This window comes from Lelliottia nimipressuralis, assembly GCF_004115925.1.
Classification (GTDB): Bacteria; Pseudomonadota; Gammaproteobacteria; order Enterobacterales; family Enterobacteriaceae; genus Enterobacter; species Enterobacter nimipressuralis.
On sequence record NZ_SDDX01000010.1, the window covers coordinates 25,550 to 39,879 of the forward strand.

A 14,330-nucleotide genomic window follows, 5' to 3' on the forward strand; every position below is an offset into this window, starting at 1 on the left:
GCCGTTGCTTCACACCAGCCGGGCCGCTCTGTCGCCCGGCTTTTTTATGCCGGATTGTTCCCAAAAACTTCTCTGCCCCACCTGCCATCTATACTTATCATTTTGCTGAACATTTTCTTCATCGGAGGAAGCCGTGCCGTGGATCCTGCTGCTTTTGCTTTGCCTGTTCGGTGCACCCGCTCAGGCTGTCACCCTCCCGGGCGTTACCTCAGGCGCGTCTGCCTCTCAGTCGAGCACGCCTGCTGCGGAGCCGGACGTTGAGCAAAAGAAAGCTGCCTATGGCGCGCTGGCCGACGTGCTGGAGAATGACACGTCGCGCAAAGAACTCATCGACCAGCTGCGCACCGTTGCGAAAACGCCGCCGCAGGAGCCGGTCCCCAGCATTACGCCACCTGAAGTGACAAGCGAAAAAACCGTGCTGGAGAATGTGACTGACGTCAGTCGGCACTACGGCGAAGCCCTCTCCGCCCGCTTCGCACAGCTCTACCGCAACCTGATTGGCTCCCCGCATAAACCCTTCAACCCACAAACATTCAGCAACGCCGCCAGCCACTTCCTGATGCTGGCCGGGGCGATCTTCGCTTTTTACTGGCTGGCGCGGCTATGCGCGTGGCCGCTGTACCGCAAAATGGGAGAGTGGGGACGCAGAAAAAATCGTGAGAAAAGCAGCTGGCTTCACTTGCCGCTCATGATCGCAGGCGCGTTCGTCATTGATTTACTGATTCTGGCCCTGACGCTGTTTGTGGGCCAGGTACTGAGCGATAACCTAAATGCCGGAAGCCAAACCATCGCCTTCCAGCAAAGCCTGTTTCTCAATGCCTTCGCCCTGATCGAGTTCTTTAAAGCTCTGTTACGCCTGATATTTAGCCCGCGCGTGCCGGATTTACGCCCGTTCACCGTCAATGACGAAAGCGCCAAATACTGGGCGCTACGCCTGAGCATTCTAAGCGGTCTGATTGGCTACGGCCTGCTGGTCGCGGTGCCCATTATCTCGAATCAGGTCAACGTGCAAATTGGCGCCCTGGCAAACGTGCTGATTATGCTCGGGATTACCGTCTGGGCGCTGTACCTGATTTTTCATAATAAAAAGGCGATTACCAACGGCCTTTTGCATCTGGCGGACCGCTCGCTCTCATTCTTTAGCCTGTTTATCCGCGCCTTCGCCCTGGTGTGGCACTGGCTGGCGAGCGCCTATTTCATCGTACTGTGCTTCTTCTCCCTGTTCGATCCGGGTAATAGCCTGAAATTTATGATGGGTGCCACCTTCCACAGTCTGGCAATTATCGGCATCGCGGCCTTTGTCTCCGGCCTGCTTTCACGCTGGATTTCAAAAACCATTACCCTGTCCCCGCAGGTACAGCGAAATTATCCCGAACTGCAAAAACGAGTGAATGGCTGGATCTCCGCCTCCCTGAAAGTGGCGCGGATCCTGACCGTCTGTATCGCCGTGATGCTTCTGCTCAGCGCCTGGAGTCTGTTTGATTTCTGGAACTGGATGCACAACGGCGCGGGCGAAAAAACCGTGGATATTTTAATTCGCATCGCGCTGATTCTGTTCTTCTCGGCTATCGGCTGGACGCTGCTCGCCAGCCTGATTGAAAACCGGCTGGTGTCCGATATTCACGGCCGCCCGCTCCCCAGCGCTCGCGCACGCACGCTGTTGACCCTGTTTCGCAACGCGCTGGCGGTGATTATCAGTACCATCACCATCATGATTGTGCTGTCTGAAATCGGCGTGAATATCGCTCCACTGCTGGCAGGTGCCGGTGCGCTGGGTCTGGCGATCTCCTTCGGGTCGCAAACCCTGGTGAAAGATATTATTACCGGGATCTTTATTCAGTTTGAGAACGGGATGAATACGGGCGATTTGGTCACGATTGGGCCGTTAACCGGCACCGTCGAGCGGATGTCGATTCGTTCGGTCGGCGTGCGCCAGGATACCGGCGCGTACCACATCATTCCGTGGTCATCGATTACCACCTTCGCCAACTTTGTGCGCGGTATCGGGTCGGTGGTGGCCAATTACGACGTGGATCGGCATGAGGATGCGGATAAAGCGAAACAGGCGCTGAAATCGGCGGTTGAAGAGCTTATGGAGATGGACGATATTCGCGGGCTGGTGATCGGTGAGCCGTCGTTTGCAGGGATTGTCGGGCTGACGAATACCGCCTTTACCCTGCGCGTTTCGTTCACCACCCAGCCGCTCAAGCAGTGGACGGTGCGGTTTGCCCTCGACAGCATGGTGAAGAAACACTTCGATATCGCCGACGTGCGACCGCCGGTGCAAACCTACCAGGTGCTCCCCGCACCGGTGTCACCACCGCCGCCGCAGGAGCCAACCCTGTAGGCCCGGTCAGCCAAGCGCCACCGGGCAACAGGCATCAGAAGGGTCGGCGGCGTTTCGCATCATCCATAAAGGACCAGGCGATAAAGCGGCTCTGCTTCTGTCCCTGGGCCATCTCTTTTTTCACCACTTTTACCGCGCCGACGTCGGTCAGTGCACGGTAGAGCGGCGGCAGGTTATCGCCGCGAGAGACCAGCGTCGTGAACCATTTTACCTGACGGCCAAACGGCTTACTTTCGGCGATCATTTTCTCGATAAAGGCCACTTCGCCCCCTTCGCACCACAGCTCGTGCTGCTGGCCGCCGAAGTTAAGCGCACCCTCTTCCGCCTGGCCGAGATTGCGGCGCTTGCGCTCGCTACCGGCGCGGGCGGTGGCTGCCGAATCGTGGAACGGCGGATTACACATTGTGGCATCGTAGTTTTCATTCTTATGAATGATGCCGTTGAAAATCATGGAGGCATCTTTTTGGCGACGCAAACGGATGGCGCGGGTTAAGCCCTCGTTACCATTGATGATCGCCTGGGCGCTGGCAAAGGCTTCCGGCCCCGTTTCGCTGCCCGTAAAACGCCAGCCGTACTCATGCGCGCCAATCAGCGGGTAAATCAAGTTCGCGCCGGTTCCGATATCTAGCACCGTCGCCTGTTTCGGGATCTCACCGCCATTGCCTTCCGCCAGCAAATCGGCGAGATGATGGATATAATCCGCGCGTCCTGGCACCGGTGGACAGAGAAAACCTTCCGGAATGTCCCACTGCGCAACGCCATAAAAATGGGCCAAAAGCGCCTTGTTCAGCGCCTTTACCGCCAGCGGATCGGCAAAATTAACTGAGGGTTCACCCGCTGGGGTCTGCACGATAAATTCCTGCAGTTGAGGGCAGCTTTGACACAGGGCATTCATGTCGTAGCGGCTACGATGGCGGTTACGCGGGTGTAATCCCGGCTTTTGGGCAGTCATGGCATTCTCCTTTTCACAGCGGCGTAAGATACCCTCTGATGACCCAACGGTAAATAACTCTCTTTCTGACACAACAAATCGCCAAAAATCAGCAACCTGTATGTCTATGATCTGTCAATAATTTGTCAATTTATATCGTTCAAAAAATAAGCAGATCACCATCAAATTTTTGCGCTAAATCACACTCCGTATCCTTCTAAACTTAATCTGAATCACCCATTGTCATTCAGACTTAGAGGATGTGATTATGAAAAAATACCTGACACTCATCGTTGTTGCCGGAGCCCTTGCAACCGCCTCGCTTCCCGCCTGGTCCGTTCAGCCGCTCACGACCGATAGCGACACCAGCCAGCTACGTCCTGCAGGGACAGTCTCCGCAACCGGCGCCGCGAATCTTGACGATCTTCAGCATAAGCTGGCTGAGAAAGCCCGTCAGGAAGGGGCTAAAGGGTTCGTTGTGGAATCCGCCAGCGGCGACAATCGTATGTTTGGCACAGCAACCATCTACAAATAGTCTCCCCGCCATCGAACTGCATCTGTTTAAAAAGATGCAGTTCTCTTTTCGCTTGTCTTGACTGTACGTTTTTCAACCCCATATTCATTCTATGAAGGTTTATCTTCCATCAGGAGAGAGCTATGGCTTCCGGTTGGGCAAATGACGATGCCGTGAACGAGCAGATCAACAGTACAATTGAAGATGCTGTCGCGCGCGTTCGCGGTGAGATACCGCAGGGTGAAAGTCTGTATGAGTGTGAGGAGTGCGGGGAGATCATTCCCGAGGCGCGGCGTAAAGCCATGCCAGGCGTAAGGCTGTGCATCGCATGCCAGCAGAGTAAAGATTCAAAAAACACTTCACATTCAGGATATAATCGCAGGGGATCGAAAGACAGCCAGCTACGTTGACTCTTCTTTACCTTAAACGATGCCGTAAGCGGTTACCTTTACGCTCACGGTTTTTTTAAGACCGCGTGGCAAAACGTGCCCTCTTTACTCCCTCTGTAAAGCGCAACGACAAGAACTGTAAAACGCTGCTCTGAATTTATTAATAATCAATAAGTTATTTGTCATTCAATTTTTTTGAGCAATGCTGTCAATTCTCTTCGATTTTATCTTTCGCAAGAAAACGTGATACTTATCACATCGACGGAACATCGTCCCCTTAACAGAATAACCTGCGAGAGATTAACTATGAAAACCATCAAATATGCTGTTGCCGCTGTTGCCCTGTCTGCTCTGTCATTTGGCGCGTTCGCTGCGGAATCTGTGACTTCTGCTCAGGCGCAGAACATGAATAAAATCGGTGTGGTGAGTGCTGAAGGCGCGACCACGCTGGATGGTCTGGAAGCCAAACTGGCTGAGAAAGCGTCTGCTGCGGGTGCAAGTGGTTACACCATCACTTCTGCTAACACCAACAACAAACTTAGCGGTACTGCGGTTATCTACAAATAACCCAACGAATTATGCTCCACGCTCGCTATACCCTCTGGCGAGTTGCTCCAACCCTCATTGACCCTGTTGTTGTTACCCTTTGTTTGCCCGTCCTCACCGGACGGGCTTTTTTTTGTCTAGAAAAACTCTGCCACGCGTTTAAGCCCAGCCTCGACGGAATCCGTCTCCCCCGTCGCCAGCAAACAGCACGCCATCTGTAGCTTCAGTGAGTGCGGAACCGGTTCGCTCCCGGCCAGACAGCGCTCGGTCCAGCGGGCCGTGGTTTCAGCATCTTTTGCCGTCGGCAGAACGACGTCGCCTTCCGGCTCCTCACCGCGCTCCAGCACGACGCGCGTGCCCTGCTTGTCGATAAGCGTTATCTGCGGGCAGCGCTGCGGATTGGCATACGCCTCGCCTTCGGTGCCGTGCATCAACAGACCTTTACCGCCAATATCGGCGAAGAAGCCCGCCACGCGAGTGACATACTCCGGATGCGAGACGCTGGACAGACGCAGCGCAGCATCTTCCTCAAACGGCGTCGCCAGTTTCGCCAGCGTATGAGCACTGTTACGCACGCCCATGCGCCAGCGCATATCCAGCTGTTTTTCGAGAGGGGGGCACAGCGCGCTCACCGGAATATAGACCGGATGATGGCCTTCGAGTTTGGCCTGCGCCTGTCCGGCATGAAGCGTCGGTGCAATGCCCATTAATTCAAAAATGGTTTCAGTCAGCACGCGCGTGGGATCGGCGCTGACGCCGTGCACAACGACCGGGAAACCGAGCCTGTTCAGCAGTACCGCCAGCAGCGGCGTCAGGTTCGCCTGTTTGCGCGCACCGTTATAGGTGGGAATGACAATCGGCATCGGTTTGGCGACAGGCGGCGTCAGGCGGAAGGTTTGCGCCTGCATCGCCTCATAAAACCCGCGCATCTCCGCTTCTCCTTCGCCTTTAATGCGCAGGGCAATCAGAATGCCGCCCATCTCCAGCTCCGGCACATCGCCGTTCAGCATGTGGGTGTAGAGCGCGCGAGCGGTTTCCTGGTCCAGATCGCGGGCATGATTCTTCCCGCGCCCTACCTCTTTGATAATTTTGCGATAATCCACGACATTTCTCCTGGCAACAACATTGACACACTATAGCCCTGAAAAAGCCATCAACGATAGTGTTGCTTATTTTCTGCCGGGACTTCGTCGTCTCGCACCCGGCGCTTTTTTCCGCGCCGCCACCACGGTCGTTGGCCGCTTTGTCACTTCCGGTACGTCGGGTTGCTCGATAGGAAATACCGGTAAGGCGTTAAGCAGGCGCTGGCCGTAGTTTTTGGTCAGCAATCGTCGGTCATAAATGACGATTTCGCCCCAGCAGCCGTGGCTACGAATCAGTCGCCCCACCTGCTGAATCAGGTTAAATGATGCCGCAGGCAGGCTTTGCACCTCGAACGGATAGCGGTTGAGGCTTTTCAGCCACTCGCCTTCAGTGATCACCACCGGGCTGTCGATGGGCGGGAATGCGATTTTATGGATATGCACCTGCGTCAGGTAGTCGCCCTTCAAATCCAGCCCTTCCGCAAAGGACTGCAGACCGATCAGCACGCTGCGCTCGCCGTTATCAATGCGTTTACGGTGGGTTTCCACCAGCCGGTAACGCGGCTGATCGCCCTGCACCAGCAGCAATAAGCGCAGGTCAGTGACATAGGTTAAAAACAGCTGCATCGCGCGATTACTGGCAAACAGCACCAGCATGCCGGGGTATTTCTTGCTTTCGACCTGCTCGCGGAAATAGGCGGCCATCTCGGCAATATGCTGCACTTCATGCTCCATTAGCGGCTCATGCTGCATTTTCGGGATCACCAGTTTGCCCTGCTCGCAGTGGTTAAACGGGGAATCCAGCGAGACAAAGCGGTCGCCCGCTTTCTCTTTGAGACCGCTCATCTCCTGCAACCGCGAAAAGCTGTTGAGGGAGCGTAGCGTTGCAGACGTAACCACCACGTGCGGCACGCTGCGCCAGATCAGCTTTTCCAGCTGATCGCTGACGCGAATCCCCACGCAGTGGAAGAAGAGGTGAATTTGCCCGTCTTTGGCTTCCCGCGTCGCCCATTTGGTCACCGGCGCGCCGGAGGCCTGCGCCATCGACGCCAGCCGCCACAGCTTGCTTTGGCTCTCAAACATGCTCAATGCGCGATTCATCTGCAATAAAACGCGATGCACGCGCACTACGTCATGCGTCCCGGTTTTTTCACTGAGATCGTTGAGGAACATCTCCGCCAGCCCGCGCAGCTTTTCCAGGTGCTTCGCCAGTTGCTTGCAGATCTCCATGATCTCATCCGGCAGCTCCCCCATCGCAAAACGATGTTCCGCTTCCTGGGTGGCCGGAAGATACAGATCGAGGATCGTGTTGAGTGAGGCGATAAGGGCGTAGATCTCTTCGCAGTGTGCGCTCAGTCGCTCAGGCACCGCCAGCGGCGGCGTGGTTTTGGGGCGGAACTGCTCCATACAGGTGGCAATCAGCTTACAGAACAGATCGAGCTGCAGGCGAAACCATGGCGCGGTGATTTCTGCACTCATTTCCAAAGCATCGCGCGCCACGTCCGGCAGATGGTGTCCTTCGTCGAGAACCAGCAGCAGGTTTTTCGGATCGGGAAGAACCGATTCGCTCTCCAGCGCCGCCATCACCAGCGCATGGTTAGCCACCACCACTTCCGCCTCCTGGATTTCGCGACGTGCAACGAAGAACGGGCATTCACGGTAGTAATGGCAGTTGCGATTCAGGCAGCTGGCTTTATCGGTGCTCAGGCGACGCCACAGATCGTCGCTGATGGCTTTATCCGTGTGATCGCGCAGGCCGTCCCATTTATAGCCGTCGAGATCGACCTTCAGCGTTGCGCACAGCTCCTGCTCGGCTTTGTTATTCGGGGTGAGATCATCATCCAGAAACGCCAGCAAATCCTGCTGGGTCGCTTCGGTACTGGCAAGCCCCGCCAGATTGCGTGGGCACACGTAGCGCCCGCGTCCAAACGCAGCGGTGAACCGCAGCTCAGGGATAATTTTACGCAGCAGCGGTAAGTCTTTGCTGTAGATCTGATCCTGCAATGCCACGTTGGCGGTGCTGACCACCAGCGTTTTTTGCTCTTCGCGGGCGATGGCAATGCCAGGAATTAAATAGGAGAGGGTTTTCCCGACGCCAGTGGGTGCTTCGATCGCCAGATGCCGCCCGTCGTCCCCGGCGAGCGTCTTCGCCACATCGGCAATCATCTGCCGCTGCGGGGCTCGGGGAATAAAGTCGGGGATCTGCTGTTGCAGCGCCTTATACCAGGCGGCAATTTGCGCTTTGAGCGCAGCGGTTAAAGCCATCGGGGAACCTGAAATACTGTATAAACAGCCACTATTGTGGCACGTTCGCGGGGTTGTCGCAAAAAGAAAAGCCCGGCGTTAGAGCCGGGCTTCCAGATTACTGCGCGGAGGCAGGTTTACGCGGGCGGCGTCGGCGTTGGCCTTCACCTGCGGGTTTTGCTTCCCCGCTACGCCATGGGTTTTCCCCGGCGGGTTTCGCGTCACCCGTACGGCGCGGCGGTTTGCCTGCCGCTTTTGGTGCGCCACCTTCTGAACGGCGCGGCTGCTGGCTTCGGCCACCACCGCCCTGTCCACGACCACCGCCGCCGCCACGCTGCTGGCGACCGTTCTGAATTGGCTCCGCTTTGATGGAAGCATCCACTTCATAGCCTTCGAGGGCGATGCGTGGGATCTCTTTTTTCAGCAGACGTTCGATGTCATGCAGCAGTTTGTGTTCATCGACGCAAACCAGAGACAGCGCTTCACCGGTTGCCGCCGCACGGCCAGTACGGCCAATACGGTGAACATAATCTTCCGGAACGTTTGGCAGCTCATAGTTCACGACGTGCGGCAGCTCTTCGATGTCGAGGCCACGCGCCGCGATATCCGTTGCCACCAGAACGCGAATGTCGCCCGATTTGAAATCGGCCAGCGCACGGGTACGCGCCCCCTGGCTCTTGTTGCCGTGGATGGCTGCACTGCGAATGCCATCTTTATTCAGCTGTTCCGCCAGGTGGTTGGCACCGTGTTTGGTACGGGTAAAGACCAGCACCTGCTGCCAGTTACCTTCGCCAATCATCTGGGACAGCAGTTCCCGCTTACGCTTCTTGTCGACGAAGTGAACGTGCTGGGTCACCTGCTCAGAGGCGGTGTTGCGACGCGCCACTTCGATTTCCAGCGGATTACGCAGCAGTTTTTCCGCCAGCCCTTTGATCTCGTCGGAGAAGGTCGCGGAGAACAGCAGGTTCTGACGACGTGCAGGCAGTTTTGCCAGCACGCGACGAATATCGTGGATAAAGCCCATATCCAGCATACGGTCTGCTTCATCCAGCACCAGGATTTCAACCTGATCCAGTTTGACCGCGTTTTGATGTTCCAGATCCAGCAGACGGCCCGGCGTGGCGACTAAAACGTCAACGCCGCTGCGCAGTTTCATCATCTGTGGATTAATGCTCACACCACCGAAAACCACCAGCGAACGGATGTCGAGGTAACGGCTGTATTCCCGGACGTTTTCGCCAATTTGCGCAGCGAGTTCACGGGTGGGGGTCAGGATCAGCGCACGGACCGGGCGACGGCCCTTCGCGTGAGGCTCTTTCTGAACCAGACGCTGCAGCAGTGGCAGGGTAAAGCCAGCCGTTTTACCGGTGCCGGTCTGGGCACTGGCCATCAGGTCACGGCCTTCCAGCACCGCAGGGATCGCCTGCTGCTGAATAGGGGTTGGCTCAACGTAGCCCTGCTCTGCAACAGCGCGCAGAATTTCCGGGTTCAGGCCAAGGGTATCAAAAGACATAAAAACTCCGAACCGCCCCGACCGTCACAGGTGTAGTTTTCAGGGAGATAAGACGAAACGAGTAGGACAAAAACCACAATGTCACGAAGCAGCGGAGTGTAGCAGATTTTGTGACATGGCGCATAAAATATCCCGGCGGGATTCATCAACAAAATATTGCTCCACCCGACTGGACAAGGTGAAAATTTAAACATAATCTTAATCAATCGATTGATTAATTTTTAATGACGCTATGAATCCAACTCCGACGACCACCAAAGGTGAACAGGCCAAAAGCCAGCTGATTGCCGCAGCACTTGCCCAGTTTGGCGAATATGGCCTGCACGCCACTACCCGCGATATCGCCGCGCAGGCCGGGCAAAACATTGCTGCCATCACCTACTATTTCGGTTCGAAGGAAGATTTGTATCTCGCATGCGCCCAGTGGATCGCCGATTTCATTGGCAGCCGTTTTCACGAACAGGTTGCTGCCGCCACCGCGCTGCTTAGCGAGCCATCGCCGGATCGCGCCGCCATCCGCGCGCTTATCCTGAACGCCTGCAACAATATGATCGCCCTGCTCACCCACGACGATACGCTGAATCTGAGTAAGTTTATTTCGCGGGAGCAGCTCTCGCCCACCGCCGCCTACCAGCGGGTCCACGATCAGGTTATTGCCCCGATGCACACCCACCTGACGCAGCTGATTGCGGCCTACACCGGGCGCGATGCGAACGACACACAGACCATTTTGCATACCCATGCGCTACTCGGCGAAGTGCTCGCTTTTCGCCTGGGCCGGGAAACCATCCTGCTGCGCACGGGCTGGACACAATTTGATGAGGATAAATCCGCGCAGATCAGTCAGGTCATCACCTGTCATCTCGACCTGATCCTGCAAGGTTTAACGCAAAGGAGCCTGGAGTCATGAAAAAACCTGTCGTCGCCATACTGGCGGTGGTCGTTGTACTGGCAGCCGGGATCGGCGGCTGGCTGTGGTATCAGAGCCAGCAGGATCGCGGTCTTACGCTCTACGGCAACGTGGATATCCGCACCCTTAATATGAGCTTCCGCGTCGGAGGGCGGCTGGAATCTCTCACGGTGGACGAAGGCGATACCATCACCGCCGGGCAGACGCTGGGCCAGCTGGACAAAGCACCGTACGAAAATGCGCTGATGCAGGCCAAAGCCAGCGTGTCCGTGGCTCAGGCGCAATATGATCTGATGCTGGCGGGCTATCGCGATGAAGAGGTCGCGCAGGCCGCAGCTGCCGTTAAACAGGCGCAGGCCGCGTTTGATTACGCGCAGAACTTCTACAACCGCCAGCAGGGGTTATGGAAAAGCCGCACCATTTCCGCAAACGATCTGGAAAACGCTCGCTCCTCGCGCGATCAGGCCCAGGCCACGCTGAAATCCGCCCAGGACAAATTAAGCCAGTACCGCACCGGTAACCGTCCGCAGGATATCGCCCAGGCAAAAGCCAGTCTCGAACAGGCTCAGGCACAGCTGGCGCAGGCGCAGTTGGATCTGCATGACACCACGCTGGTGTCCCCGTCCAACGGCACCCTGATGACCCGCGCCGTGGAGCCAGGCAGCATGTTAAGCGCGGGCAGCACCGTTCTGACGCTCTCCCTCACCCGCCCGGTGTGGGTGCGCGCCTACATTGATGAACCGAATCTGAATCAGGCCCAGCCAGGGCGCGAGCTGTTGCTCTACACCGACGGGCGTCCCGATAAGCCCTATCACGGTAAAGTCGGGTTTGTCTCTCCGACCGCCGAGTTCACACCAAAAACCGTTGAAACCCCGGATCTGCGCACGGACCTCGTCTATCGCCTGCGCATTATTGTGACCGATGCCGACGACGCGCTGCGCCAGGGGATGCCGATCACGGTGAAATTTAACGATGGGGACCGACATGAATGATGCGGTTATCCAGCTCAATAATCTGGTGAAACGCTTTGCGGGCATGGATAAGCCCGCAGTAGCACCCCTTAATTGCACTCTGCAAAAAGGCTATGTCACCGGGCTGGTCGGGCCGGATGGCGCAGGTAAAACGACGCTGATGCGGATGCTCGCCGGATTACTGAAACCCGACGAAGGTACGGCCTCAGTCCTCGGGCTGGACCCGATCAAAGACGACAGCGAACTGCATGCGATGCTCGGCTATATGCCGCAGAAATTTGGCCTGTACGAAGATCTGACGGTGATGGAAAACCTTAATCTGTATGCCGATCTGCGCAGCGTCACGGGCGAAACGCGGCAAAAAACCTTCGCCCGTTTGCTGGAGTTTACCTCGCTTGGGCCATTTACCGACCGGCTGGCCGGTAAGCTCTCCGGCGGCATGAAGCAAAAACTGGGGCTGGCCTGCACCCTGGTGGGCGAACCGAAAGTGTTATTGCTGGACGAACCCGGCGTTGGCGTGGACCCGATTTCTCGCCGCGAGCTGTGGCAGATGGTCCACGAACTGGCCGGTGACGGAATGCTGATCCTCTGGAGCACCTCGTATCTCGACGAGGCCGAACAGTGTCGCGACGTCCTGCTGATGAACGAAGGCGAACTGCTCTATCAGGGCGAGCCGACGGCGCTGACGCAGCAGATGTCCGGGCGCTGTTTTCTCCTACACAGCCCCGATGAGACCAACCGCAAACTGTTGCAGCGGGTACTGAAATGTCCGCAGGTGAGCGACGGCATGATTCAGGGGCGTTCGGTGCGCGTGATCCTCAAAAAAGAGGCCACCGCCGACGATATCCGCCAGGCACAGGGCATGCCGCAAATTGAGATAGAAGAGACCGCCCCGCGCTTTGAGGATGCGTTTATCGACCTCCTTGGCGGCGCCAGCACCTCTGAGTCGCCGCTGGGGGCCATTCTGCATACGGTAGAGGGTACGCCCGGCGAGACGGTGATCGAAGCCAAATCCTTAACCAAAAAGTTCGGGGATTTCGCCGCGACGGATAACGTCAATTTCGCCGTGAAGCGCGGGGAAATTTTTGGTCTGCTCGGGCCGAACGGTGCAGGGAAATCGACCACCTTTAAAATGATGTGCGGCCTGCTGGTGCCCACCTCTGGTAAAGCGCTGGTGCTGGATATGGATCTGAAGGTCAGCTCCGGCAAAGCCCGTCAGCATCTGGGCTATATGGCGCAGAAATTCTCGCTCTACAGCAATCTGACCGTCGAGCAGAATCTGCGCTTTTTCTCCGGGGTCTACGGCCTGCGCGGGCGGGCGCAAAGTGAAAAAATTGCCCGGATGAGCGATGCCTTTGGTCTTACCCATATTGCCTCGCACGCCACCGACGAACTGCCGCTCGGCTTTAAACAGCGGCTGGCGCTGGCCTGCTCCCTGATGCACGAGCCGGATATTCTGTTTCTCGATGAACCGACCTCCGGCGTCGATCCCCTCACCCGCCGTGAGTTCTGGCTGCACATTAACAGCATGGTGGAGAAAGGCGTCACGGTGATGGTGACGACCCACTTTATGGATGAAGCGGAGTATTGTGACCGCATCGGGCTGGTCTATCGCGGCAAGCTGATTGCCCACGGCACGCCGGACGATTTAAAAGCTCAGGCGGCCGACGATGAGCAGCCCGATCCCACCATGGAACAAGCGTTTATCACCCTGATTAACGACTGGGATAAGGAGCACGCCCATGAGCATTAAGGCGATTTCCTGGCGCCGGGTGCGCGCTCTGTGCGTCAAAGAGACGCGGCAGATCGTGCGCGACCCGAGCAGCTGGCTGATTGCGGTGGTGATCCCCCTGCTGCTGCTGTTTATCTTTGGCTACGGGATAAACCTCGACTCCAGCAAGCTGCGGGTGGGGATTTTACTGGAACAGCAGAGCGAAGAAGCGCTCGATTTCACCCATGCAATGACCGGCTCGCCTTACATCGACGCCACCATCAGCGATAACCGTGAAGCGCTGATCCAGAAGATGCAGGCCGGGAAAATTCGTGGGCTTGTGGTGATCCCCGTGGATTTTGCCGCCAATATGGCACGGGCAAATACCGACGCACCGATTCAGGTGATCAACGACGGCAGTGAGCCAAACACCGCCAATTTTGTGCAGGGGTATGTCGAGGGGATCTGGCAGCTGTGGCAGATGCAGCGTGCGGAAGATCGCGGCGAAAAGTTTGAGCCGCTGATCGACTTGCAAACCCGCTACTGGTTTAACCCTGCCGCCATCAGCCAGCATTTCATTATCCCCGGCGCGGTGACGATAATCATGACCGTCATCGGCGCGATCCTCACTTCGCTGGTGATTGCCCGCGAATGGGAGCGCGGCACCATGGAGGCCCTGCTCTCCACGGAAGTGACGCGCGTGGAACTGCTGCTGTGCAAGCTCATCCCCTATTACTTCCTCGGCATGCTGGCGATGCTGCTCTGTATGCTGGTGTCGGTGTTTATCCTTGAGGTGCCCTATCGCGGCTCGCTGATTCTCCTGTTCCTGATCACCAGCCTGTTTTTACTCAGCACCCTGGGCATGGGCCTGTTGATTTCGACCATCACCCGCAACCAGTTTAACGCCGCACAGGTGGCGCTGAACGCGGCGTTTCTGCCGTCGATTATGCTCTCCGGGTTTATTTTCCAGATCGACAGTATGCCCGCCATTATCCGCGCGGTGACCTATATCATCCCGGCACGCTACTTTGTGAACACGCTGCAAAGCCTGTTCCTGGCGGGGAATATTCCGGCGGTGTTGATCGTCAATATTCTGTTTTTGATGGCGTCGGCGGTGATGTTTATCGGCCTGACGTGGCTGAAAACGAAACGGCGTCTGGATTAAACGCCGT

At 56.8% G+C, this 14,330-nt stretch carries 12 protein-coding genes; 8 read left to right on the top strand and 4 right to left on the bottom strand.

Annotated features, from left to right (window positions below; genetic code table 11):
* Window positions 1-133: 133 nt before the first annotated feature.
* Window positions 134-2,347, top strand: coding sequence for a mechanosensitive channel protein (gene ybiO, locus ETG88_RS09770; RefSeq protein WP_102105208.1), 2,214 nt, complete (start codon window positions 134-136; stop codon window positions 2,345-2,347).
* Window positions 2,348-2,381: 34 nt separating this feature from the next.
* Here ybiO and rlmF read toward each other — a convergent pair whose 3' ends face one another.
* Window positions 2,382-3,299, bottom strand: a complete 918-nt coding sequence (rlmF, locus tag ETG88_RS09775; protein WP_164971791.1) for a 23S rRNA (adenine(1618)-N(6))-methyltransferase RlmF — start codon at window positions 3,297-3,299, stop codon at window positions 2,382-2,384.
* 247 nt (window positions 3,300-3,546) lie between these two features.
* Between rlmF and mcbA the strand changes: the two genes are divergently transcribed.
* The 3 genes from mcbA (at window position 3,547) to ybiJ (ending at window position 4,748) form a co-directional block, all read left to right on the top strand.
* Entirely contained in the window at window positions 3,547-3,813 is a 267-nt protein-coding gene (mcbA, locus tag ETG88_RS09780; RefSeq protein WP_100777110.1) for a DUF1471 family periplasmic protein McbA, read from the top strand.
* Between the two features lie 122 nt (window positions 3,814-3,935).
* Window positions 3,936-4,202: a DksA/TraR family C4-type zinc finger protein gene (locus ETG88_RS09785; protein ID WP_100777111.1), complete on the top strand. Its 267-nt coding sequence runs from the start codon at window positions 3,936-3,938 to the stop codon at window positions 4,200-4,202.
* Window positions 4,203-4,487: 285 nt separating this feature from the next.
* Window positions 4,488-4,748: a DUF1471 family protein YbiJ gene (gene ybiJ / locus ETG88_RS09790; protein ID WP_100777112.1), complete on the top strand. Its 261-nt coding sequence runs from the start codon at window positions 4,488-4,490 to the stop codon at window positions 4,746-4,748.
* Window positions 4,749-4,864: 116 nt separating this feature from the next.
* Here the strand turns inward: ybiJ and ybiB are convergent, their stop codons facing one another.
* From ybiB to rhlE, 3 genes are all read right to left on the bottom strand, one after another.
* Window positions 4,865-5,830 carry a DNA-binding protein YbiB gene (gene ybiB / locus ETG88_RS09795; RefSeq protein ID WP_129035314.1) on the bottom strand — a complete coding sequence of 322 codons (966 nt, stop codon included), beginning with the start codon at window positions 5,828-5,830 and terminating at the stop codon, window positions 4,865-4,867.
* Window positions 5,831-5,896: 66 nt separating this feature from the next.
* Entirely contained in the window at window positions 5,897-8,074 is a 2,178-nt protein-coding gene (gene dinG, locus ETG88_RS09800; protein ID WP_129035315.1) for an ATP-dependent DNA helicase DinG, read from the bottom strand.
* Between the two features lie 97 nt (window positions 8,075-8,171).
* Complete coding sequence (gene rhlE / locus ETG88_RS09805) at window positions 8,172-9,566, bottom strand: ATP-dependent RNA helicase RhlE (RefSeq protein WP_100777115.1); 1,395 nt, start codon at window positions 9,564-9,566, stop codon at window positions 8,172-8,174.
* A gap of 232 nt (window positions 9,567-9,798) precedes the next feature.
* Between rhlE and cecR the strand changes: the two genes are divergently transcribed.
* From cecR to ETG88_RS09825, 4 genes are read left to right on the top strand one after another with little or no spacing between them, the layout of a single operon-like run.
* A complete protein-coding gene (gene cecR / locus ETG88_RS09810; RefSeq protein ID WP_100777116.1) occupies window positions 9,799-10,476 on the top strand; it encodes a transcriptional regulator CecR in 678 nt (225 codons plus the stop codon).
* The gene (gene hlyD, locus ETG88_RS09815; RefSeq protein WP_100777117.1) at window positions 10,473-11,468 is read left to right on the top strand and encodes a secretion protein HlyD; all 996 of its coding nucleotides are present in this window, start codon (window positions 10,473-10,475) and stop codon (window positions 11,466-11,468) included. Before cecR ends, hlyD begins: the two co-directional genes overlap by 4 nt.
* Complete coding sequence (locus ETG88_RS09820; protein ID WP_129035316.1) at window positions 11,461-13,200, top strand: ATP-binding cassette domain-containing protein; 1,740 nt, start codon at window positions 11,461-11,463, stop codon at window positions 13,198-13,200. Before hlyD ends, ETG88_RS09820 begins: the two co-directional genes overlap by 8 nt.
* Window positions 13,190-14,323, top strand: coding sequence for an ABC transporter permease (locus ETG88_RS09825; RefSeq protein ID WP_129035317.1), 1,134 nt, complete (start codon window positions 13,190-13,192; stop codon window positions 14,321-14,323). Before ETG88_RS09820 ends, ETG88_RS09825 begins: the two co-directional genes overlap by 11 nt.
* Window positions 14,324-14,330: the final 7 nt, after the last annotated feature.